The sequence below is a fragment of the Nostoc sp. LPT genome, assembly GCF_017115165.1.
Classification (GTDB): domain Bacteria; phylum Cyanobacteriota; class Cyanobacteriia; order Cyanobacteriales; family Nostocaceae; genus Nostoc.
In genome coordinates this window covers 71,129-95,213 of the sequence record NZ_JABXKF010000123.1, presented here as the reverse complement: position 1 = coordinate 95,213, position 24,085 = coordinate 71,129, and the positions used below count along the sequence as shown (strand labels likewise).

21 protein-coding genes, 1 tRNA gene and 2 pseudogenes are annotated in these 24,085 nt (G+C 41.9%); 11 read left to right on the top strand and 13 right to left on the bottom strand.

The annotated features are described in order from the left end of the window. Positions 1-54 precede the first annotated feature (54 nt). A complete protein-coding gene (locus HWQ58_RS22980; protein ID WP_292867561.1) occupies positions 55-960 on the bottom strand; it encodes a cation diffusion facilitator family transporter in 906 nt (301 codons plus the stop codon). A gap of 356 nt (positions 961-1,316) precedes the next feature. On the opposite strand from HWQ58_RS22980, the pseudogene HWQ58_RS22975 reads away from it, so the two are divergent. Together HWQ58_RS22975 and HWQ58_RS22970 are read left to right on the top strand one after the other, a co-directional pair. Then, positions 1,317-1,463: pseudogene (locus tag HWQ58_RS22975) on the top strand (SDR family NAD(P)-dependent oxidoreductase); the annotation flags it as partial. A 148-nt stretch (positions 1,464-1,611) separates the two neighbouring features. Then, entirely contained in the window at positions 1,612-1,965 is a 354-nt protein-coding gene (locus HWQ58_RS22970) for a hypothetical protein (RefSeq protein WP_292867555.1), read from the top strand. 525 nt (positions 1,966-2,490) lie between these two features. Here HWQ58_RS22970 and HWQ58_RS22965 read toward each other — a convergent pair. The 3 genes from HWQ58_RS22965 to HWQ58_RS22955 form a co-directional block, all read right to left on the bottom strand. Beyond that, complete coding sequence (locus HWQ58_RS22965; protein ID WP_012407481.1) at positions 2,491-2,727, bottom strand: DUF4327 family protein; 237 nt, start codon at positions 2,725-2,727, stop codon at positions 2,491-2,493. A 977-nt stretch (positions 2,728-3,704) separates the two neighbouring features. Continuing rightward, positions 3,705-4,124 (bottom strand): 30S ribosome-binding factor RbfA, encoded by a 420-nt coding sequence (gene rbfA / locus HWQ58_RS22960; protein ID WP_292867552.1) that lies wholly within the window; start codon positions 4,122-4,124, stop codon positions 3,705-3,707. A gap of 124 nt (positions 4,125-4,248) precedes the next feature. Further along, entirely contained in the window at positions 4,249-4,455 is a 207-nt protein-coding gene (locus HWQ58_RS22955; RefSeq protein ID WP_292867549.1) for a DUF751 family protein, read from the bottom strand. A gap of 165 nt (positions 4,456-4,620) precedes the next feature. On the opposite strand from HWQ58_RS22955, the gene HWQ58_RS22950 reads away from it, so the two are divergent. Continuing rightward, positions 4,621-5,478, top strand: coding sequence for a DNA adenine methylase (locus HWQ58_RS22950; RefSeq protein WP_292867546.1), 858 nt, complete (start codon positions 4,621-4,623; stop codon positions 5,476-5,478). Here HWQ58_RS22950 and HWQ58_RS22945 read toward each other — a convergent pair. The 4 genes and pseudogenes from HWQ58_RS22945 to HWQ58_RS22930 form a co-directional block, all read right to left on the bottom strand. Next, a pseudogene (locus HWQ58_RS22945) lies at positions 5,450-5,924 on the bottom strand (PD-(D/E)XK nuclease superfamily protein). The gene HWQ58_RS22950 and the pseudogene HWQ58_RS22945 overlap by 29 nt on opposite strands. Before the next feature lie 999 nt (positions 5,925-6,923). Continuing rightward, positions 6,924-7,133, bottom strand: coding sequence for an addiction module protein (locus tag HWQ58_RS22940; RefSeq protein ID WP_292867543.1), 210 nt, complete (start codon positions 7,131-7,133; stop codon positions 6,924-6,926). 100 nt (positions 7,134-7,233) lie between these two features. Next, a complete protein-coding gene (locus HWQ58_RS22935; protein WP_292867540.1) occupies positions 7,234-8,454 on the bottom strand; it encodes a HetZ-related protein in 1,221 nt (406 codons plus the stop codon). 405 nt (positions 8,455-8,859) lie between these two features. Next, positions 8,860-9,519 (bottom strand): L-threonylcarbamoyladenylate synthase, encoded by a 660-nt coding sequence (locus HWQ58_RS22930; RefSeq protein ID WP_292775607.1) that lies wholly within the window; start codon positions 9,517-9,519, stop codon positions 8,860-8,862. 81 nt (positions 9,520-9,600) lie between these two features. Between HWQ58_RS22930 and larC the strand changes: the two genes are divergently transcribed. Continuing rightward, positions 9,601-10,884 carry a nickel pincer cofactor biosynthesis protein LarC gene (larC, locus tag HWQ58_RS22925; protein ID WP_292867537.1) on the top strand — a complete coding sequence of 428 codons (1,284 nt, stop codon included), beginning with the start codon at positions 9,601-9,603 and terminating at the stop codon, positions 10,882-10,884. Here larC and HWQ58_RS22920 read toward each other — a convergent pair. The 4 genes from HWQ58_RS22920 to lepA form a co-directional block, all read right to left on the bottom strand. Then, positions 10,842-11,033, bottom strand: a complete 192-nt coding sequence (locus HWQ58_RS22920) for a hypothetical protein (protein ID WP_292867534.1) — start codon at positions 11,031-11,033, stop codon at positions 10,842-10,844. The two genes, larC and HWQ58_RS22920, sit on opposite strands and share 43 nt — an antisense overlap. 78 nt (positions 11,034-11,111) lie before the next feature. Further along, positions 11,112-12,299 carry a glycosyltransferase family 4 protein gene (locus HWQ58_RS22915; RefSeq protein WP_292867531.1) on the bottom strand — a complete coding sequence of 396 codons (1,188 nt, stop codon included), beginning with the start codon at positions 12,297-12,299 and terminating at the stop codon, positions 11,112-11,114. Positions 12,300-12,434: 135 nt separating this feature from the next. Continuing rightward, the gene (locus HWQ58_RS38555; protein WP_366838464.1) at positions 12,435-12,713 is read right to left on the bottom strand and encodes a hypothetical protein; all 279 of its coding nucleotides are present in this window, start codon (positions 12,711-12,713) and stop codon (positions 12,435-12,437) included. Between the two features lie 304 nt (positions 12,714-13,017). Then, positions 13,018-14,829: a translation elongation factor 4 gene (lepA, locus tag HWQ58_RS22905; RefSeq protein ID WP_190891937.1), complete on the bottom strand. Its 1,812-nt coding sequence runs from the start codon at positions 14,827-14,829 to the stop codon at positions 13,018-13,020. Positions 14,830-15,411: 582 nt separating this feature from the next. Between lepA and HWQ58_RS22900 the strand changes: the two genes are divergently transcribed. From HWQ58_RS22900 to HWQ58_RS22875, 6 genes are all read left to right on the top strand, one after another. Further along, the gene (locus tag HWQ58_RS22900; protein ID WP_104909959.1) at positions 15,412-15,648 is read left to right on the top strand and encodes a hypothetical protein; all 237 of its coding nucleotides are present in this window, start codon (positions 15,412-15,414) and stop codon (positions 15,646-15,648) included. A gap of 173 nt (positions 15,649-15,821) precedes the next feature. Beyond that, positions 15,822-17,585: an ATP-binding protein gene (locus tag HWQ58_RS22895; RefSeq protein ID WP_292867523.1), complete on the top strand. Its 1,764-nt coding sequence runs from the start codon at positions 15,822-15,824 to the stop codon at positions 17,583-17,585. Between the two features lie 448 nt (positions 17,586-18,033). Beyond that, positions 18,034-18,264: a NifU family protein gene (locus HWQ58_RS22890; protein WP_292867520.1), complete on the top strand. Its 231-nt coding sequence runs from the start codon at positions 18,034-18,036 to the stop codon at positions 18,262-18,264. Positions 18,265-18,380: 116 nt separating this feature from the next. Next, positions 18,381-20,615: a glycoside hydrolase gene (locus HWQ58_RS22885; protein WP_292867517.1), complete on the top strand. Its 2,235-nt coding sequence runs from the start codon at positions 18,381-18,383 to the stop codon at positions 20,613-20,615. A gap of 184 nt (positions 20,616-20,799) precedes the next feature. After that, positions 20,800-21,426, top strand: coding sequence for a DUF1003 domain-containing protein (locus HWQ58_RS22880; RefSeq protein WP_292867514.1), 627 nt, complete (start codon positions 20,800-20,802; stop codon positions 21,424-21,426). A 112-nt stretch (positions 21,427-21,538) separates the two neighbouring features. Next, positions 21,539-23,017, top strand: coding sequence for an alpha-amylase (locus HWQ58_RS22875; RefSeq protein WP_292867511.1), 1,479 nt, complete (start codon positions 21,539-21,541; stop codon positions 23,015-23,017). A gap of 449 nt (positions 23,018-23,466) precedes the next feature. On the opposite strand, the gene HWQ58_RS22870 is transcribed toward HWQ58_RS22875, so the two are convergent. Then, positions 23,467-23,551: transfer RNA gene (locus HWQ58_RS22870), tRNA-Ser, on the bottom strand. A 106-nt stretch (positions 23,552-23,657) separates the two neighbouring features. On the opposite strand from HWQ58_RS22870, the gene HWQ58_RS22865 reads away from it, so the two are divergent. After that, on the top strand, positions 23,658-24,026 hold the full coding sequence (locus HWQ58_RS22865; protein WP_292867508.1) for a 2Fe-2S iron-sulfur cluster-binding protein: 369 nt from the start codon (positions 23,658-23,660) through the stop codon (positions 24,024-24,026). Positions 24,027-24,085: the final 59 nt, after the last annotated feature.

Genomic DNA, 24,085 nt, shown 5'->3' with positions numbered 1-24,085 from the left:
ACGAGTATAAGGTTTCCGAACATCAGAACAGGGCGTGATTTTCAATTGTTGAGACTATTTTGCTCCAGTTTCAAAGCTAATTTGCTCAGACTTATATGCTGGTGGCTCGACGTGAATTAAAATCCTCACTGGACGGAACCGTTCTTCTAATCGGCTTTCTACTTCTTCAGTGATGTGGTGGGCGGTTTCTACGTCTGCTGCATCCACTATTAAATGCATTTCAATGAACACTTGACGACTAAGAACACCGCGAGAAGCGATCGCATGACAGTTAATTACGCCTGGAACAGAAGTAGCAATCGCGTGTATTGCTTCTGGTGCGATCGCCATTTGATCTACAAGCCAAGGCAAATTCTCTTTTAAAACTGACCAGCCACTCCAAAATACCAACAAGGCGACAGGAAAAGCTAACACCAAATCCATCCATTGATAACCTAGCCAAACTCCTATCAAGCCACCAATTACAGAGATTGTTACCCAAATATCGCTCATCGTATGTGTCGCATCAGCTATGAGAATTGAGCTACCTACCCGCTTACCCACAGCACGTTCATAAAACGCCACAAAAATATTTACACCCAGCACAATTAGTAATAACCACAACTCAGGTGGCAATATTTTTATCGGTTCACCACCACCTTTGAGAATTCGCTCGATTGCTCCTTGCAGAATTTCAAAACAGGCTATTCCTAAAAATGAGGCTATTCCTAGAGCGCCCACAGCTTCAAACTTGCTGTGTCCGTAGGGATGTTCGCGATCGGGTTGTGGAGAAGAAAATTTACTCGCAATTAATCCTAAAACGTTGTTGGCGCTATCTGTCACACTATGCAAGGCATCAGCTAGCAAACTCAAAGAGCCTGTCCAGTAGCCCACAAGTGCTTTCAATCCCATTACAAATAGGTTGAGTAGTAGGGTAATAATTAAAACCTTTCTTACTTCAGCGCGGTTATCGTAAGTCATAGATAATTTATCACATCAAATTCTATGACTTCTAATGTAGACCTCAAAATACAAATAAACACAAACAAAGTGTATCAAAGTCTTACGCAGTAAGAGCTAAGTCTCTCTATAGCCTCTATATTTTAGATCGTTTTGTTGAGATTATTTTTAACTAACGCCAGCTACAAGCTGGATATTTATTGTTAATGGCTTTAGAAATAACCGCGTATTTTTAGCATTAATTTTTAAGTAATATTGTAATTAACTTTGTTATTAATACATCAGATGTCAATCAGTATAATAATTTATTGACAGGCTTACCCCCACGCTTTATATCTATACCAGACGATACAAAACTTTAACGACAAAAGAATATTATGAGTAACAAAAAACTTACAGGTAAGGTGGCATTGGTAACTGGTGGCTCACGCGTTCTAGGGGCGGCGATCGCTAAACGCCTCGTCCAGGATGGGGCAGCTGTCGCCCTCACCTACACTAGCTCGCTGCAAAAAGCCAACGAGGTTGGTGCTTGCGATCAAAGTGACAGACTAACGAATTACGCCAAGCGGTACTAATGGTCTTTGAAGAAGACACCGGGAACTATCAGAGTGGGATTCAGACCCCTTCTTCCGGTAATATAAGTACTTATCAAGAAGTTTTAATAAAAAAAATATGTCTTCAATTCCTCTAACATTGAACTTAATTGAAGGTTCAGTCTCCTTCAGTTTTTCACCCCAAGCAGCACGAGAATTAAAGACAGCGACGGATCAACTGATGGAACGCCTGAAAGCAATCGCTGCTAAACCCACTCCTGGCGGTGGTAGAGTCACTCCCCAGCCTCCCCTGGAATATCGTTATACGGGTGAAGTATTTTTAGAAGTTTTTTGTAATCCGAATATCTGGCCGACGCCCTTCGCAGCCAAAGTTTTGCTGACTGTCCGCAATGTCAACATCCGCCTGACTACTGAAGCTGAACTTACTCGCATCATTGAAGACGTTAATCAGTATTTAGAGCAAGTAGGATAATAGTTCATCCGATTTTTCTCTGCTTTTCGAGATTTTTTCAGAAAAAATACGATACAAATTTTGGATTTTGTGAAAGTTGAGCCAGTTGCTGGCGGAGTTTCCCTTTGTTGTCGCAACTGGTGTCCGTTAGCCCGACTTAGCAAACTTTTTCAGACAGATTTTGGCTTTGAACAGCAAGCAGGTTATTACTTACTTGAGAGAAGCGATGCAATAAATTGCGAGTCAAAAGTGAAGTTCCTACCCTTCTATTGGATCGATGTAGGAACTTCACTGAATCTACATACTAAACTCAAGCCATGACACCAGATGTACAGAACAAATGGTTTTGATGCCTTCTTTAACTTGAAAAGTTGTATAAATTCAGACTCAACTGCTTCTGTGTTAATCAAAAACGCAAGATTCTGTATAGGGCAATGCTCATCAAAAACCAGAGATTGTCCTCCTGATTAAACGTTAAATCGTTGATGGTGACATCCACACATCAAAAATAAACTTCCAATCCCAAACCCGAAATCAAACATTGATTTAGTCGTTATCCCACTGTTCGCGACCAATTAGGTCGCCAATGCGATCGCGTAACAAAAAGTCACATTTCTCTAATTCACATTCAACGCAAACCCACTCTCTCGCTGGAATGTATTGGCAGAGGGTATATATTGGCTGTTGTCGGCTAATCATTCCCTTTTGCACCAGTCGGCGTGCTTCGTCTTGAATCAGATCTAGAGAGTAGTAATTGATAGAAGGCACCGTATTCACACTCATGTTTTTTACTCACAAATTAACACTTACGATAGTGTTCCCGTTAAAAATTAGGAACAAACATTACAGAAATTAGACTTGTGGCTACAATTTTGTAGTTTGCTATACGGAACTATTTTTATTTTGACGCTATATCTCCTGAAATTATCTCAAGAAATGTTAAGAAAGTCAAAGAATCCTGACATTTCGGGAAAATCCGCTTTACAAAAAAAATTCCGAGTAATTAACTTAACCTGCTTATGTAGCTGTATGACTTTGATGCCACAAGTCTGAAAGTCTTGCCATTACTGTCTTTAGGCAAGATTTGGTGGGTGGGGAGAGTTTATATCGCGATTGCTTACATATCAAATAATCACCTTAAAAGCTGGATCTATAACTGCTGGTATTTATCTAAGGTAAACAACACAATAATATTTGTCAGTTACTAGGGTATAAACTGTTGCAAAACATAACGGCTAAAGTATACTAAGCTGTTACGCATTTAATTTATATATTTAATCGTGAGAGTTGTCATTGGTCATTTGTATTTCAAAGGACAGATGACCAATTGACGTAAGGACGGTCTGAATGCAAAAATGTACAACCTAGACGCGCATCAGCTTACGAAGGCTTTAACCATAGCATCTGTTAACAATTTCTTAAGTAAGCCCGTAATTTATTAGTTAATTTCAGCACTAACATTATCAGTTTTCTTTTGAAAAACATCTGTAAAAGGGTGGAGTAATAATAATTCGGAATCAGGACACACATAAACAGGAGTCAGAATTCAGAATTCAGAATTAATGAATATTCCAACCATAAAGGAATAGAGTTTTAGCAAGGAAAAATGTTTAAACCTTGTTTTGCTCACAAGAAGAGAGGTGTCTTGCTGAATAAGGTTATGTTTACATTAAAACAGACGCGATCTAGTCACGTCTGTAAACTGTTTGGCGGATTTGCTGAGATTAATTGTTCTGAAGTTACATTGTTGTTTTAGTTACTTATTCGGAAAATTCTTCATCATTTTGAACAGTGCTGTCTTCTACTGCTAGCAGATTTTCTGGCGGGCGATCGTGGTTAAGTTGGTTTAGTAGTGCCAATACTTTATTACCGCGTTCTATGGAGCGATCTTCGAGAAATATGACTTCTGGTGTACGACGTAGCCGTACCCGCGCCCCAAGTTCGCTGCGGACGTAACCTGTGGCCGACTTTAAGCCTGCCATTGTTTCTACCTTAGCTTCATCTGTACCATAGATGCTGACGTAGATTTTGGCGTGTTGGAGATCGCCGGAAACATCAACATCAGTTACACTGACCATTCCAGTACCCACACGGTCATCCTTAATTCCGTTAAGCAGCATTTGGCTAACTTCCCGTTTGATCAGTTCAGCAACGCGGGAAACCCGACGATTTGTAGCCATAAAAATTTTGCCTCATCACAGAGGTTGTACGACAAAAATAGATGCAAGTTGGGTAGACAGTACGATAGCGGGAGCAACGCCAAGAGCAACTGTCTGTGGGGTATAGCCCCGATATAACGCTAGTCTAGATTGTACTCAAGCCCAACATTGCCCGTAGGGTGAAAGTAAGGAAGACTAGGCCGCTCACAAATAAACCCAAGATAGCGATCGAGGTGACAGGGCGTTTCAATAATGGCACTAATGGCGCAAAGGTGTTCAGAAACAAGCCTAAGACAATACTAATTAAGTACCGAGGGTAGCGAAAGACGTTATCCCAAAATCCATCAAACATCTGAATGTAAACTGCCTTGTTATATACTTACGTTTGTTTTGATATGCTTTATCTACTCAATTGTAATATATGCGGCTGGAAAATTAGCCAGTTAATCTAAAATTTGGTTCGTCGGTTATATTGGCTTTATTTAGTCATAATTATTTTCAGTTAAATTGTAAATAAATGGTAATTCAAGTCTCAAAGGAAACTAACCCGCGTCCATTTTTGAAGTGGGCAGGGGGTAAAAGTCGGTTAATACAGCAATATATTCCTTATTTTCCCAAGAGTTATAAAAATTACTATGAGCCATTTTTAGGTGGTGGTGCTGTTTTTTTCTATCTCCAACCAAGTGCTGCCATTTTAACTGATATTAATGCCGAATTAATTAACGCTTATTGTTGTGTTAGAAATCGTCTCGAAGAATTAATTTATCTATTAAAAGAGCATAAAAGCCGACATGGTAAAGATTATTACTATAGCGTCAGAAACAACTCTAGTGGTACTGATATAGAAAAAGCTGCTCGTCTAATTTATCTTAATAAGACTTGTTTTAATGGTCTTTATCGAGTCAACTCACAGGGTAAATTCAATGTGCCACTAGGCAGATATGACAATCCCAATATTTGTGCTGAGGTTTTATTAAAAGCAGCTTCCGAAGCGCTTTCCCATGCAGAAATTAAACAAGCAGATTTTACAGAAGTCCTAAATCATGCGACTAGCAGTGATGACTTTGTATTTTTTGATCCGCCCTACCATCCTATCAGTGACACTAGCTATTTCACTGCTTATAGTCAAAATTGTTTTAGTAAAAAAGACCAAGAACTTTTAAGAGATGCTTGTGCAGAGTTAGCAAGTCGTGGTGTCAAAGTTATGGTATGCAATTCTGATAGTGAATTTATTAGAAAAATTTATACTGATATCAATTTTGAAACCTATAAAATTAAAGCGGCGCGTTCAATTAACTCAAACATAAAAAATAGAGGCATGGTTGACGAACTATTAATTACATCTTTTAAAGATTTTTATTTGCCCAAGCAATGAATCTGTCTAAGCTATAAACTGCTAATAAATTATGGTTATCGTTAACTCTTGCTTTCAGCCATTTGCTTGCGCCTTCTCGCATACCTTCACCCCCTAAAATTACGATAGTTGGTGCAGGGTAATAGTGCTGAATGTTCATGTTCAAGTAAGGAAACTTTTCATCAACTGAACCGGGGCTTTCTTGCCATTTGCACTCGAAAATTAAACCAGATGGCATTACAGATGAGCCTACAACATAAAAATCAACCTTCAGATACGTATTAAATTCCAGTTCCAATATAAACTTCTTTTCCATAGCGTTTTGGTAATAAAGTAGCATTTAGTATAAATTCTTTTGGGACATAGTTCCCTATTTGGAAATAATTATGCCCATTCAAGATTGCTTCTACATTTGCTTCTAAAATATTACCAGACTTATTTGCCCGTCCGCCTTGAGTCAGAGCCATCCTAAATCCCTGTGCCAAAAGTCCTGCTTATTATAGGATTTCACAGAAGCTGTAACAAATAGTCAGTTGCTTAATATGAATTTTTAATTTTGGCTATACCCAAACAAGATAAATAGAAAGATAATTTAGTAATTTTGTACTAGATAAATACAAATGTATTAATAATTTGGACAAGGAAAAGGATATAGCAATCCTAAATCATTCGTGAAAAAATACTGAATAAATTTATAAGTAATATTTGTAACTAAAAGGGGATTGTGAAAATGTGGATGTAATCGCGCTTTAGAGGAAGTCGAAAACATTCTTAGTGGGGAGCAGTGAACCAAAAGTTATCTAACCAGATTCCTGCTCAGAAATGCACCTATTAAAGATACAAATAAATATAGTATAGTAGCCATACTGTAATTAAACCCAGCAACAAATAGCATCATCAACGCAACTAATTGATAGTTTACAAGCCACATTGTAACAATTATAACCAGGATGATCACATCGGCTAGGCGTCTTTTACGTGAATTTGTCAATTTATAAATTAACAAAGAAATCAAAAACCACCCCAAAAAAACTATAAACAGTATCCCCATAACTATCCTTGTAAATTATCCAGGGCTATTTCATTTTTGAAAAATGCTTTTTTCCACGTACTGATTAAGCCAGACAAAACACTTAGTACTGGTATTATCTCTTTATGCTTGTATCTATATAGTAGCATTTTAATTGCTATTGTTTACGTGATTTCACGCTTGTCTTAGCTATTTTTTATAAAATCTTCCAATAATTGCATCTTCAGAGCTACGCCCTGTATTTTTGTAGCATATATTAGGACTCCGATTTGATTTCTGAAAACATACTGAGACTGAAAAGCCTGTTTTCTCTAGGTTTTATCTAAAATATTGTTCAAAAATCAGATATGAGTCCTATATATCTTTTATGTTATGTACTTCAGAATTTTCTCACGAATGATTCAGAATTGCTATAGTTAATTGTCTAGCCATGCCTTTAAGAAATTCTAGCTTTTACATCTTCCCAATTACTACCAATAGTAGGGTTTTGCAGATATTTGGTTTTGCGCTGGGCTAGTTCTTGTTTCTGCCAATCTAAAATCGGGAGTGCTGCTGGTGTAGCAGCGATGTCATCCCATAAATTCTCTACCAGTTGGAGTTTTTCGGCTCTAGAAAGACTGGAGAGTTCAGAAAATACAGGGTTCATAGTCTTGTGTTATTTAACCCACCTTATTATTACATCATTTGTAAAATTATATGTAGTAACTAAGACTGAGATTAGATGAATTCAGTTATTTTGCTTTGGTTTAGCCCGTTTGTGCCTCAGTATGACCGTTGCGGATAGCCCATGCTAGTTCTAAAAGTTGAGTCCAGCGCTTTTGTAACTGTTTGGGGGTGCATTTGATGGCTTTGGCGATCGCAACGTCGTTTTCCCGTGCAGTTTTTAACTGTAATATTTGCTGTTGCTGTTCTGTGAGTTGATTCACAAAGATTTCCCACTGCTGGGAAGATAAACCCAACTTTTGCTCTAAACCCGCGCCTAACCATTGATGTACTAATTGCCAATGGTGTTGTTTGGCAAACTTTTCGACGTGGTATTTAAACCGTTGTTGGAGATAATCGCGCTGACGGCTAGTTAAACCGAGGATTTGGTCAATTTCTGGGGCTGAGAGGTCTTGAAGTTTTAAGCTGAGGTAGTTCATACAATCAGATTGACCTTGAGACTCCAGATATTTCATCAATTCAGTGATGACGCGATCGCGTTCTGATTCTTCAGATGGATCGAAATTAGTTTGAGCGATCATTTGCGATCGCAGCTGTTGCACCGCCGAGTTGCGCTGGTAAGATTCTGCTTCTTCACCCTTAGCAGACTCTACCGCCATTTCAATATCTACGGTAGTTTCTTGGGGCTGACGACGAGCAAAACCTTGGGCGCGCAAGATAATCAATTGCTGATTTGCACCACCAGGTAAATTGATCCGGCGTTTGGCATACTGCTCTGTAAAAGCCATGTATTCAGCTAATTGCAGCTGAGTACGCGGCGTGTGATTCTCTGGTAGTTCGTTTTCTCTACGGAAAGCTTTGATCGCTTCGATATAAAATGCTTGTAAAAAATCTTCAATCAGGCTGTAACGAGCATCAAAGCCCAACTCCGAACCAGACATAGTTACATGGCGGTAAACCATAGCACCCAAATTGCTATGTAATTCCACCCGCCCTTGTTTGGAACCTAGTTGGTAGTAACGTAAGCACTTTTGCATCCGATGCCTTCCCAACGTCATCTGCCAGGACTTGATTTCCCCAGATGTTTGAATGCGGGAGCTTTTGTCACAAATGCGTTCTACTTCTACGGCTATGCGCTTTGCTAAAGCTTCTACACACTTGGGTGTTGCTTTCACTTGCGCTTGCATTTCCTCAGACAGCAATTGAATCAAGCGATCGCTGCTGCTATCTGAAAATTCTTCAGTTGAAATGTGGTTGTCAAAAATGGGTGTAGAGTTTGGTAGATTGACGACGTTAGCTTTCATGACTTTTCCAGTAGTATTGCACCGTAATTACAACGCAGACACAGCAATCAAGACCGTCCAAGGCTTGTGAATCTTTAGGCATTCATCCATCAAGACTTGCCGTATATAATGCTCACATCTAAAGCTCATATATCAAAACTATAGGAAATACGAAAGAGTTACAGTTCTGGCAATGTGTCGGTTTTTTCACAAGCCACCATCTCAACGCTGGCACACGAGTACCCGCCATTTTCTTAAAGTTGTCAAATACCTTACCGTGCCAAGTTTTGCCACCATCCTCTTATATCCACTGCCGTAACCGTTCAGCCCATCCTAGACATCGCTTTTAAATATGACAATTTTAAAACTGGAGTTATTTTTATCACAATTTCCGAAACGGAAAGGTGCGCCTGTGAAGTGGAATTCTTATACCCATGCTGCTGCTGTTTCCCAACCTAAACCCCTCCGTATAATTGCTGCTTCGTCTCCGGTCATATCCAAGATGGTAGATACTTCATAAGTAGGTTCTTCGCCAGTGTCTACAATTATGTCTACCAACTTGTCCAAACGATCAAATAGCTCTACCCGCGACTGAATCGTTTCAGGATCTATCCGAATCATGCCATTATCTGCTTCATCTGGTGGCAGATGTGCTGAAGTTGAAATAATCGGATTGCCCAATGCTGCCAGCAACTCCAAACATACAGTATGGTTTGGTACTCTAATTCCAGTAGTTTTCCGCTTGGGGCTTTGCACCAATCGCGGTACTAACTTCGTAGCTGGGAGCAAAAACGTGTATGGCCCTGGAATCAGGCGTTTCATAATCCGATAGGCTGTGTCACTTACGAAGGCATAAGTTGCCACATTTGAAAGCGAGGGAGATAAAAATGTCAATGGTTTATCGTTTGCTAGCTGTTTAATTTGCCGCACTCGTTCTACCGCCGACTTGGCATTCAAATCACAACCGATCGCATAGACTGTATCAGTAGGGTAAAGCATGACTGCGCCACTAGAGAGCGCCGACTTTATTTCCTCTATTCGGCGAATTTGAGGATTATCCGGATGAACTGGGAAAATTTTTGCCATAGGACGGGGATTGGGGACTGGAGACTGGGGAGAGAGTTACTAACTCTTAACAAATGACAAATGACAAATGACTAATTTTTTATGAATAAAATCGCTTATCTTCAATGTCCGACAGGAATTTCTGGTGATATGTGCCTGGGTGCTTTGGTAAGTTTGGGTGTTCCTGTGGAGTATTTAATTGCAAAACTTAATGGGTTGGGTATTGAACAGGAATATCAGTTAAGGGCAGAACTTGTCCAACGGAATGGTCAGCAGGCGACTAAAGTCCATGTGGATTTAGTACACAATCATCACCACCATCACCACGATCGCGAACACAGTCACCATCACACACGCCACTTGCCAGAAATAGAGCAGATGATTCTCAAAGCTCAGTTGCCATCACGGGCAGAAGCTTGGAGTTTGGCGGTATTCCGACAGCTAGCGGTGGCAGAAGGGGCGGTGCATGGCATTTCGCCTGAAAAAGTTCATTTTCATGAGGTGGGTGCTGTAGATGCGATCGTAGATATTGTGGGTACTTGCCTGGGGTTGGATTGGTTGGGGATTGCAAGCAATCAGGAAGGATTGCCCCTGCTTTACTGCTCGGCGTTTCCGACTGGTGGCGGCACTGTTCGCGCTGCACATGGTCAGATGGCAGTACCAGTCCCAGCGGTATTAAAGCTGTGGGAAATGCGGGGTTGTCCAGTTTATAGTAATGGCATTGACAGAGAATTAGTAACACCAACAGGAGCTGCGATCGCCACTACTTTGGCAAGAGATTTTGGTTCACCACCTGCGATCGCTATCAAGCAGATAGGACTGGGAGCAGGAACTATAAATTTACCCATTTCCAATATTTTACGCCTCTGGTTGGGTGAAAATACAAGTTTACAGTCAAATTTCAGTGATTATGAAGAAACTAGCTCAAATTTGGAAACCATCTCGGTATTAGAAACCCAAATTGATGATTTAAGTCCACAAGCGATCGGCTATGCGTTTGAGGCGTTGTTTGCGGCTGGTGCGCTGGATGTTTTTACCCAAGCGATCGGTATGAAAAAGTCCCGTCCGGGGATTTTACTAACTGTGATTTGTCATCCAGAAAATTTACTCAGTTGTGAAGCGGTTATCTTCCGCGAAACTACAACTTTGGGCATTCGGCGAACAACTCAGCAACGTGCCATTTTACAACGGGAAATTCAACAAGTGGAAACGGAATATGGCAAAGTGCGTGTCAAAATAGCATGGAAAGGGCAATCACCAGAAAAAGTTATTGCAAATGTGCAGCCAGAATATGAAGATTGTGCAGACTTAGCTCGAAAGCATAATATTCCCTGGCGCGAAATTCAACGACTGGCGCTACAGCGTTGGTATTTAGTCAATGGCTGATAGTTTGTGATCGCAACCCCATATAGTCTTATATTTTGATGTGCCGCATCAATTAAACCTTGTAAATCTTTTCTTTTACCAAATCGTTCATTTACACCAAAATAGCGAATTGCTAAAAAGCCCCAATCTACCGTTAAGGCTATACTCATCAAAGGTTGATTAAAGATTTATGCAAGTTTAAATAAAATTTTAGATCCCCGATTTCTTCAAGAAGTCGGGGATCTATATTACCACGCTATTTGCGATCGCTCTTGTACAACTTGCTGATATACTCGCTCGGTTTGCTTGGCTAATTTGGGCCAGCTAAAGCGTCGCTCTAAATCCTCATAAGCGTTATCTATCAGCCATTGGCGATAACCTGGATTTTTCAACACTTCCAAAATTCCCCAAGCTAAAGAATCGGGATTGTTCACCCAAGTTACAATGCCTGTTTTGGTATGTTGCACTACTTCTGGAAAACCACCTGTATCAGAAACTACTACAGGTACACGCGAGGCAAAGCTTTCTAAAGCTACAATTCCAAAGGGTTCGTAAAGACTCGGAAAAACTGCGCAGTCTGCAACAGTTTGAAATTTATCTAAGTATTCATCGGAGAGAAAACCAGTAAAATAGCAATGATGCCAAATTCCCAAATCCCAGGCTTGGCGCTTGAGATGGTCAGTATTACCACCACCAACGATTACAAATTTCACGTTCCCTCCTATTTGGGAAAGGATTTTGGGTGCAGCATTGAGCAATACAGGTACACCTTTTTCGTAGGTCATACGACCGAGGTAATAAACTATTTTTTCATCGTCTGTGGCAAATTGGCGGCGAAAATCCAGAGCGTGAAAATCTATGTGATGCTGTTTCTTTTCGGCTCGGATACCATTATAAATGACATCGATTTTGTCCCAAGGACTGTAGAGCGCTCGTTCTACTTCTTGGCGCATATAGTCGCTACAAACAATAATTCGCCAAGCATTGTAAGCTAGCAAGGTTTCTTTGCCATTTATATAACCTTGGATATCTGTGTGAATACCGTTATAGCGTCCGTATTCTGTAGCGTGAATTGTAGCAATTAGTGGTATTTTAAAATTATGCTTAAGAGCGATCGCAGCATCTCCGACTAACCAATCATGGGCATGAATTAAATCAAAGGGCCCTTCTTCTAAAATCAATTTACCACCGTGATCTCCCATACTCAGGTTGAGATTGACTACCCAGTGGAAAAAGTCATTACTATATGCCACTGGCACTCGATGTATCTTTACTCCTTCAACTAACTCATACATCGATGCATGACCAAACTCCGCTGTAATCAGGTGAATTTCATGTCCTAGCTTTACTAGTTCCGGGTACAACTCCGCCACGTGTCGCGCAATTCCCCCAATAATCCTTGGTGGAAACTCCCAACTCAGTACCAGTATCTTCATCTACTAGCCTCCCCAACACTTTATAAATATCTAATAAACTACATTTACCTAAAGATACAAGTCTGGCCAATGCAGTGAGTACTTTTACTAAAATTTTTAGATTTTTTAACAGTGATTTTGATCAACTACCAGCCCTTACTCCGCCCGTGGGCTGGTTTCTACATCTAGTCCAATAAGGATTGATTTTTGACGTTTCGCGCGACCTAGTTGCTTCAAGATCACCGCACTTTTACGGGTACGTGAAGTAGAGTCAGAATCATCTACGTCTTTGAGGCTAGTTCCTAACCCCTGTAGATTATTTGAGTGCCAAAGCAGCATAACTTCCGCAGCAGCAATATCACGCTGTTGAGTATATCTACAGTTGTGACAAACGTGAGTTCTTTGGTCTAAAGTTTTCTTTTCTTGATAGACCACATTTAGGACAAGTTTGAGATGGCTTAACTTTACAAGCAGGAACCTCAATAAAAAAGCCATCAATATCTGATAACTTAGCTTTTAGAGCATCCTTTATCATGCCCATGCCAACATCAAGAATCGATTTGTTTAGACCAGCTTTTTGTTTTCTCCATTTGCCAAGTCTTGCCAAGTTGCGACAACGCTCTTAACTGTCCGCACGCACTTGGCGCTTTTTGGCTTTAGCACTCATTATTTTTGACTTCTAGCGCCAATACGTGATTTAGCTGAATTCTGAATTCTGACTTTTGACTCCTGAATTCTATTAGCTTTGATCCAAGCGCAGTACTGCCATAAAGGCTTCCTGGGGTACATCTACAGTACCTACAGATTTCATCCGCTTTTTACCTTTTGCTTGCTTCTGCAAAAGTTTTTTCTTCCGACTGATGTCACCACCGTAACATTTGGCTAGCACATCTTTCCGCAGAGCGGGGATATGTTCGCTGGCAATAACTTTACTGCCAATAGATGCCTGAATTGGCACTTTGAATTGATGGCGGGGAATTAGTTCCTTGAGTTTTTCTGCCATTGCCCGCCCAACGTTGTAAGCTTTATCTCGATGTACAATCATCGCCAAGGAATCCACAGGATCGCCGTTAATCATGATATCGAGCTTCACCAGAGGATTTTCACGGTAGCCAATGATGTGATATTCCATGCTGGCATAACCGCGCGATCGCGATTTCATCTGATCGAAAAAGTCAGTTACAACTTCCGCCAAGGGTAGTTCGTAAGTGAGGGTGGTTCGTCCTTGGGCGAGATATTTCATATCTTTGAAGATGCCCCGGCGATTTTGTGACAACTCCATCAAGCTGCCGACATAAGTTTCCGGCGTAATCATCTCTACTTGGACGTAGGGTTCTTCAATTTTTTCGCGATCGTTGGGAGAAGGTAAACGGCTAGGATTATCGATGTACAGTTCCTCACCTTTGAGGGTAATCACCTTATAAACCACCGAGGGGGCTGTAATGATTAAATCTAGGTTATACTCTCGCTCTAGACGTTCTTGGACAATTTCCATGTGCAGCAAACCCAAGAACCCGCAACGGAAGCCAAACCCCATTGCACTGGAAGTTTCTGGTTCGTAGTGCAGTGCTGCGTCGTTGAGTTCCAGCTTTTCCAAGGCTTCCCGCAAATCTTCAAATTGATCGGCATCAATGGGGAACATCCCGCAAAAAACCATTGGGTTCGCTTCTGCGTAACCTGGTAAGGGTGACTCTGCTTTTGCTTTACTGAGGGTAATTGTGTCTCCTACCCGTGCATCAGCTACAGCTTTAATTGCCGCTCCCAAATAGCCTACTTCCCCAGCGTGTAGTTCTTCAACTTGCTTTTGAGTCGGAGAAAGGACACCTAACTCATCAATTTCAAATTCTTTACCCGATGCCATTAAATGAATGCGATCGCCTTTTTTCACGGTGCCATCCATCACCCGGAAATACACAATTACTCCCCGGTAACTGTCGTAATAGCTATCAAATATTAACGCTCGTAAGCGTTCATTTATCGTATTGGGTGGTGGCGGTATCCGCTCGACAACTGCTTCTAAAATCTCATCAATACCAATTCCTTCTTTAGCAGAAGCCAGAATCGCCCCGCTGCAATCTAGACCGATAATTTCTTCAATTTCGCCAATTACCCGTTCTGGTTCAGCCCCTGGCAAATCAATTTTATTCAAAACCGGGATAATTTCTAGGTTATTCTCTAACGCTAAATATACATTTGCCAAAGTTTGCGCCTCCACACCTTGGGACGCATCTACTACCAATAGCGCTCCTTCGCAAGCAACAAGAGAGCGGGAGACTTCATAAGAGAAATCCACGTGTCCCGGAGTATCAATTAGGTTCAGCACATACTGCTGACCATCCTTAGCTGTGTAGTTCATCCGGGCAGCTTGCAGCTTAATTGTAATGCCGCGCTCCCGTTCCAGATCCATGTTGTCGAGAAACTGTTCCTTCATTTGTCGGTCTTCAACAGTGCCAGTAGCTTGTAGCAAGCGATCGGCGAGGGTTGATTTCCCGTGGTCGATGTGAGCAATAATACAAAAATTGCGAATGCGAACTGCGGGAACGTCAGTCATATACTATCTTTGCCTTAGCAGCAACCAAAGTTAAAAGGGCAATTTACTTAATGTATTTTAATGCTTTCTTAGCCAAGACGCTCCGCTTTTAGTGCTGAGTTCCGAGTTCCGTTAGCGGATAGCTAAGGTTTAGCCCGTGCTGAGTGGGGCAGAGGGGAGAATAACTCTTAACTCCTAACTCTTAACTCAGCACTCCCTTCACCCCATCTTTAACTTTCGATCTAAATAGGTGGACATTTAAGAATATTATGAAAGTCTATTTGTCGCTGCTAGTATTCAACAGCTAGGAGCGTACAATAAATGTAAATAAGTACATGTAGGGATCATGTAGGGATCGTGGGCAATTGCGATCGGTAATTGCCCACAATCGCTGATCTATCGGCAAAATTTCTAGAGCCATTGTCTAGTCAGTTATATGAAAAATGCGATTTAAAACTTAAAGCTGTTACTTTGGTGCTATTTCAGGGAACTATTTAACTGTGCCCTTGAAAATTTTTCAGCGAATTAGCCCAAATAATGAATATAACTACTTTACAAAGCTTTAGACAAAACCAATTCCAAGAATTCAGAGTATATAAACCTATGAATATGAGAGAGAAAACTACCGAAGCGGAAAATACACAAGCCGATAAGGTAGAAATTGCTGTCCGCCTAGACTCCGAGTTACTAAAGCAAATTCAGCATCTCACCAATGACCCAAGCAAAGTAATTGAGGTGGCGATTCGCCAGTGGTTACGGGGTGAAATCCTTAGAGATGACGAACTAACGCGTACACCTGTACGTACTCCTGTTCCTCCTCGCGGTGAATGGAACGATTGACGCCATTATTTAACTGTCAATGCAAGTAAAAAAAAGTAAAGTTTACCAATCTGGTTTTCAGAACATCAAAAAATACCCAATAAAACACAAAAAAGCTGTAAAAATTTATGTATAAATTTCAGCGGCTTTAGTAAAATTACGGTCGGATACCCTTTGTCTATCCAACTCAATTAATGACTATTACTGCCAATTCCCAATTGTCGAATGTATTTTCCCAAAATCTGGAATCTATTACCAGTAAGACTGATGGCTCATTACCAACTCTAGGAGCCGAGTTGGTGTATACGCAAGATGGGGCAGGGTGCTATCTGACCTTTTGTTGGCAGTACAGCGAACTCCTGGGATTAAATACTGAAAAAATAGTTGACGAGCTGAACCAGACGCAAACCTTTGCCCCGGTGGATAAAGTTACTTATTTGGAACGATTGCACCGAATTTTGACAAGTCTGGTGCCAGAAAGGTTTCAGTGTTGGTTTAGCTATCACAAGGAATTATTTGAGTTGGACTTAGTGATTAGTCCGATTATGCCAAGTTTAGGAACCACTGCCACTACCGTTTTAGTGATGGGACGCTTAGTACAAGCGACACTCAATAAAAAACAAGCGCGTGCGGCATCAAAAACGCCCACACAAATAGAGTTGGCCTTACGATCGCAGCAACACCAAAAACTGGTAAATCGCATTACCAGAAATATTCGCCGGACATTGGATTTAGATATTATTTGGCAGCAAACAGTTGATAGTTTGGGGAAAGCACTGCGGCTAGAACGCTGCATTATTTGTCCTTATCAGCCTTCAAGCTCAAAAGTGCAGGTGAAGGCTGAATATCGCCAGCCAGAACTCAAATCAATGCTTGGCTTAGATATAGATATAGCTTCTGAGCCTGCCTTTGCTCAAGCCTTGGCAACCCTAGAACCGGTTATGATGGAAGTGCCTGGATACAAAGAGTCTGGGCGGCAGAAAACTTTGGTAGTTGCGACTTGCTATCAAGACCAAGCTAATGGAATGGTTGCCTTGAATTGGCAGGATGAATGCTATACATTAACAGAATCGGAATTAGAATTGGCAAAAGAAGCAGCAGATCAATTGGGAACTGCGATTGCTCATGCTACTTTATATGAAGAATTAGAAATAGCGCGTCAAAAAGCCGAAGAAGCTTCCCGCCTCAAAAGTGAGTTTCTGGCTAATGTATCCCATGAAATTCGTACTCCCCTCAACGGTATGATTGGCTTTTTGAAGCTGATTTTAGAAGGGATGGCAGACGATCCAGAAGAACAAAATCAGTTTTTGACAGAAGCTCACCACTTATCGATACATCTGCTGAATATCATCAACGATATTTTGGACATTGCCAAAATCGAAGCTGGTAAAATGGAGCTAGCTTACGCTCCAGTCAAGCTAGATGAGCTATTCAGTCATGTAGAAGGTTTCATGCATCCCCAAGCAGAAATGAGAAACCTCAGCTTTCGGATGCAAATGCCTGCTACCTCCGATGAAATCATTGTCCAAAGCAACTACCAACGGTTACTACAAGTGATGCTCAATTTGGTAGGTAATGCGATCAAATTTACCCATGAGGGTGGCGTTACCGTCAGTGCCGATTTAGTACTCAAAAAGGCGAACTTTCAAGAGCAGCAATTTCCTGGGATGGTTAGAGTACGTGTAGCAGACACTGGTATTGGTGTTTCCTTAGACAAACAAGATAAACTATTTCAATTATTCTCTCAGGTGGATGGTTCCCGCACTCGCCAGTACGGCGGCACAGGTTTGGGACTGGCAATATCCCAAAAGCTAGTGGAGGCAATGGGCGGCGAGGTACATTTTTATAGTTTGGGTGAAGGACTTGGCTCAACAGTCACATTCACCGTGCCACTATATCAACAACCAGTTATGGTTTCATCTAATGATAGCGACTCAATAAACAGTGCTGAGTGTTAGTCATTAGTCATTGGTCATTAGTCATTTGGAAGATTACCAGTACTGGGTTTTGAGTTTTAAACTTTAAAATTTTTTAGTAATTATTATTTAACAAGCATATTGGGCATGGGGTATTGGGAAAAAACTTTCCTTGTCCTCACCTCCTAGCGTTCTCTTCAGAACTTTAACCGCTAAAGTAGAGTAGGAGGGCTTGCACGACAAATTGTTCAGCTAATCTAATATCAAGTTGCTAAAACCAGCAGTGGTTTAGTCAAAAGTCATTAAAAACTGACATCTGACAATCTAGCGGCAATTAGATTTAGGATCGATTTAACAAAGCTGAAAAATAAAATTTTGGATAATGGTTAATGAATAACCGTGCATAGGGCACAGAGATCATTATTATTCAATGCCCAATGCCCCATGCCCCATGCCCAATCCCTATCATTAACTTAGCAGGTCTAAAACTATGGAACTCACAATCGACAACGTTGAAACAGTCTTAGATGAAATGCGCCCTTATCTCATGTCTGATGGCGGCAATGTGGAACTCGTAGAACTTGATGGGCCTGTTGTAAAACTGCGGTTGCAAGGTGCGTGTGGTTCTTGTCCCAGTTCTGCAATGACCCTAAGAATGGGTATTGAACGCCGCCTCAAGGAAATGATTCCCGAAATTACAGAAATTGAGCAAGTAGTCTAGGAACTGGGGATTGGGGACTGGGGACTGAGGAAGAATGGATTTTTTCATTCATAATTTATCATTAATACCTAATCCCTAATTTCTAATCCCCAATTCCTAACTCCTAATCACTCACTATGCCCCATCCTCTCTACATTGCTTTTATCTGGCATCAACATCAGCCGCTGTACAAATCTCCTGGCAGCGGCGTTTCGCTATCTTCTAGTCAGCAGTACCGGCTTCCTTGGGTACGTTTGCATGGAACTAAAGATTATTTGGATTTGGTATTGCTCTTAGAGCAATATCCAAAGTTACACCAAACGGTGAATTTAGTTCCATCGCTGATATTGCAACTTGAAGATTATATTGCTGGCACTGCTTTTGACCCTTACCTCGCAGCCAGCTTAACGCCGGATGAACAACTCACCTATCAACAGCGTGAATTTATTATCCAACACTTTTTCGATGCCAATCACCATACCCTGATCGATCCTCATCCGCGCTATGCCGAGTTGTACCAGCAAAGGCAGGAAAAAGGGCAAGCTTGGTGTTTAGCAAATTGGGAATTGCCAGATTATGGCGATTTGCTAGCTTGGCACAATTTGGCTTGGATCGATCCGCTGTTTTGGGATGACCCAGAAATTGCTGCTTGGTTAAAACAGGGACGGAATTTTACTTTAAGCGATCGCCAGCGCATTTATTCCAAACAGCGAGAAATCTTGAGCCGGATTATTCCCCAACATCGGAAAATGCAGGAGGCGGGGCAGCTAGAAGTTACCACCACGCCTTACACCCATCCGATTTTACCTTTGCTAGCTGATACTAACTCCGGTCGGGTAGCTGTGCCCAATATGACACTACCTAAGCAACGTTTTCAGTGGGCAGAAGATATCCCCCGCCACTTACGAAAAGCTTGGGACTTCTATAAAGACCGCTTTGGGCAGATACCTCGTGGTTTGTGGCCTTCGGAACAGTCAGTAAGTCCACAGATACTTCCAGATATTATTAACCAAGGATTTAAGTGGATATGCTCAGATGAAGCCGTCTTAGGGTGGACGCTGAAACACTTTTTTCATCGGGATGGGGCGGGGAATGTGCAGCAACCAGAACTGTTGTATCGACCCTATCGCCTACAAACTGCTGAGGGTGATTTATCAATTGTGTTTCGTGACCATAGATTATCAGATTTGATTGGTTTTACTTATAGTGCAATGCCTGCAAAAAAGGCAGCAGCAGATTTAGTGGGACATTTGCAAGCGATCGCTAAAATGCAAAGAGATAGTCAAAGCGAACAACCTTGGCTAGTTACCATCGCTTTAGATGGCGAGAATTGCTGGGAATTTTATCCCCAAGATGGCAAACCCTTTCTAGAAGCTTTGTATCAAAGTCTGAGCGATGAACCTCGCCTCAAACTCGTCACTGTCTCCGAATTTCTTGAAGAATTTCCAGCCACAGCCACCATTCCTGGAGGACAACTACATAGTGGTTCTTGGGTAGATGGCAGTTTCACCACTTGGATAGGCGATCCCGCCAAAAATCGTGCTTGGGATTATTTGACAGAAGCCAGAATTATGCTCGCAAGTCATCCCGAAGCGACGGAAGAAAACAATCCAGAAGCATGGGAAGCATTGTATGCCGCAGAGGGTTCCGACTGGTTCTGGTGGTTTGGTGCAGGACACTCCTCAAATCAGGATGCCATCTTTGATCGGTTGTTTCGAGAACACTTATTTGGTATTTACAAGGCATTAAATGAACCTGTACCGCCCTATCTCAAGCAACCAGTGGAAAACCACCAAGCACAGGGAAACCACACCCCACAAGGGTTTATTCATCCCGTGATTGATGGTAGGGGTGATGAACAAGACTGGGACAAAGCTGGACGCATAGAAATCGGCGGGGCGCGGGGAACGATGCACAATAGCAGCGTCATCCAGCGACTTTGGTATGGGGTAGATCACTTAAATTTCTATTTGCGACTGGACTTTAAAAGTGGCGCTGCACCAGGGCAGGATTTGCCAACAGAGTTGAATTTGCTGTGGTTCTATCCAGAAAAAACAATGGTCAATAGCCCAGTTCCCTTGGCAGATGTACCAGATGCAGCCCCACTTAATTACCTTTTCCACCATCTTTTAGAAGTTAACTTGCTGACGCAATCGATTCAGTTTCGAGAAGCTGGAGACAATCATCAATGGCATCCCCGTTTCAGTCGTGCTCAAGTAGCTTTAAATAGTTGTTTAGAGTTAGCAGTGCCGTGGGCAGACTTGCAAGTTCCGCCAGATTATCCTCTACGCCTGATTTTGGTGCTTGCAGATGAAGGGCGTTTTTCCAACTATTTGCCAGAAAATGCTTTGATTCCCATTGAGGTACCTTAGAACTCAATACCATTGGTTTTACGAAATACCAATTAGGGGCGTACATCTGTACGCCCCTAATTGCGTAAGTCCTATATTCTTAACCGAGCAGTATTAGGATGCGATCGCCTGCGGTAGGGTATAACGCTATCCTCAGTGGAAGATAAGCAATAATCGAATAACATTGAGATTCAGGAGTTGGTGCATGACCGATAACGCAGACAACACAGCCAACAGATACTTCCGTTCAAGTGTCAACAAACCCAAGGAGAAAGCTTCTCGAAATCAAGTGATCACGGCTCCATTACCAGACCCGATTGCAAAAAATATTGAAGCGATTATTTCACTTCATACCCAGGAAGTTCGAGATATTCCCGTCCACCAGCGGATACTAGAAGCGATCGCTACATTCTTTGGGCGATCAATATTTCTGTATAGTTTGCTAGTCATACTGGCGATCTGGATTTTTAGCAGTTTTTTTGATCGCTTTTTACCATTCAATCTGCCCTCGTTTAGCTGGTCAGGTCAAGGCTTAGACGCAGCTGCATTGGTGATCTCAACCGGAGTACTGGTACGACAAACTCGCCAAGAAAACTTTGCCGAACAACGGGCGCAATTGATGCTACAGCTTAACCTGCTCTCTGAGCAAAAAATTGCCAAGATTATTGCTCTCTTAGAAGAACTCCGTACCGATTTGCCTAATGTCATAAATCGGCATGATGCTGAAGCCCAATTGATGCAGGAACCGACTGACCCGATCGCGGTATTGTCAGTACTCCAGAAAAACCTAGCTGAAGAGCTGTCATCCACAGAAGAAAACAATATGAGTTGATCCCAGTTTTTAGTAGACTTTTGTTTCTAATGAAAGACAAAAAATAAAACTTAATGTACAGTTTTTGTGTCTTAAATCACAATTTATCGGAAATTTTACTAGGGGGATGCACATGGCTCAACTGAATGGTGTAATGATGCAGTACTTCCATTGGTATATCCCTCCAGATGGCAATCTTTGGAATGAATTGAAAGATAAAGTCAAAGAGTTGGCTGATGCTGGTGTTACATCTGTTTGGTTACCCCCAGCTTACAAAGGAACAACAGGTGGCTTCGATGTCGGCTACAGTGTCTATGATATCTACGATTTAGGCGAGTTTGACCAGAAAGGCTCGGTTCGGACAAAGTACGGCACAAAAGACGAATATATCGCTGCTATCAAGGCGGCAAAAGCTGCTGGCATTCGAGTCTATGCTGATGTTGTCCTCAACCATAAGTTAGGTGCAGACGAACCCGAAGAGGTAGAAGCAACGCCTTATAATCCAGACGATCGCAACCAGCCCATCGGTGAGATGCAAAAGATTAAAGTCTGGACTCACTTTACCTTCCCAGGTCGTCAAGGCAAATACTCCGATATGGAATGGCACTGGTGGCACTTCGATGCAGTTGATTACAACATTTACAACGAAGGTGAGAACGCAGTTTATCTGTTCAAAGATAAACATTTTGACGACAATGTTGACTTAGAAAAAGGCGCTTTCGACTATCTCATGGGATGCGATCTGGATATGGAGAGTCCAGAAGTGCGCGAGGCGTTGAATGACTGGGGTGAGTGGTTTGTAGAAACCACTGATATAGATGGCTTTCGTTTTGATGCCGTTAAACACGTGAGAGCTGGCTTTTTTCCAGAATGGCTAGTTCACTGTCGCCAAAAGGCAGGTCGCGATCTCTTTGCTGTTGGTGAATATTGGTCTTATGAAGTTGAAGCGCTGCACAATTTTATTAACGTCACCGATGGTGATGTGATGCTGTTTGATGCGCCATTGCACTATAACTTTAGCGCTGCCAGTACACAAGGCAATGACTACGATATGCGGCAGATATTTGATAACACCTTGGTGCAACAGCAACCTGCTTTAGCCGTCACCTTAGTAGACAATCATGATTCTCAACCCTTGCAGTCGTTGGAGTCTGTAGTAGAAAGCTGGTTTAAACCGTTGGCTTATGCGTTGATTCTATTGCGAAGTGAGGGTTATCCCTGTATCTTCTACGCCGATTACTATGGTGCTAATTACAAGGATAAGGGCCCAGATGGCAATGAGTACGAGATTTGGCTCGATAGTCATCAATGGATAATTGATAAATTTTTGCACGCTCGTCAAACCTATGCCTATGGCGACCAATACGATTATTTCGACCACGCTAATACAATCGGCTGGACACGCAAAGGAGATGAAGAACACCCTGGCGGTATGGCAGTTGTTCTGAGTAATGGAGGAGAGGGGACTAAGTGGATGGAAGTTGGGCAACCCAACAGCACTTACATTGACATCACCGAACATATCAGCGAACCTGTCACAACCAATGATGAGGGCTGGGCTGATTTTCGCTGTAATGCTGGTTCTGTTTCTGTGTGGGTTCCACAGTCGTAGTCGGGGTTTTAGTAGCATTCATGCAGAAAGTTACCAAGAAAGGCAGAGGGCAGGAGACAGAAGGATACATTCTGCCTTCTGCCCACGACTGAAAGGAGTAAAGGTATACTTATCAGTCACCCGTTATAAGCAAAACCATCCTTATTGCTCAACTTAAATGACAATTTTTTATGATTGCCAGTAGTAAGCTAATCGTCATTCATTTTTCCAGGCTGATTCTCTTATAGTAAGGGCTACCCTACGGAAACGTTTCGCGAACAGCCCTGGTTTTATGTAACTTAAATGCTCATTAGCTTACAAGCAATAGCAATTGGTGTTATTGATACAACAATTCACTAAACCAACTAAACCATTTTACTAAACGACAAGTCAGTGTATAAAACGGTAAAATGGCAAATACCTATAGTTTGAAAGCTTTACATTGTATACATTCAATTGTATACATTCAACGGAGAGGGAGGGATTCGAACCCTCGTTAAGTTTCCCTAAACAGACTTTCCAGGTCTGCGCCTTAAACCGCTCGGCCACCTCTCCAGGTGCCACAATTTTCAATTATACTATACAATCCCAGAAAATGCAAAGATAAAGAAAGATATTCTAGGTTGAATTTGATAGTCCTAATTCTAAAACGCAAATCCAGATGTCCCGTACATACACAATTAAAGTTCGCGATCGCGCCACTGGCAAAACATACACCCTACAAGTGCCAGAAGACCGCTACATCCTACACACTGGCGAAAAACAAGGGGTGGAACTACCGTTTTCCTGCCGCAACGGGGCTTGCACTGCTTGTGCTGTGAGAGTGTTATCAGGAGAAATTTACCAACCAGAGGCGATCGGCTTGTCACCAGATTTACGTCGGCAAGGTTATGCCTTGTTGTGTGTGAGTTACCCCCGTTCTGACTTGGAAGTGGAGACGCAAGATGAAGATGAAGTCTACGAACTCCAGTTTGGACGCTATTTTGCTAGGGGAAGAATTAAAGCGGGTTTACCCTTAGATGAGGAATGAAGAAGAATTCAGAAGTCAGAATTCAGGAGTCAGGAGTCATTCTGTATTCTGACTCCTGA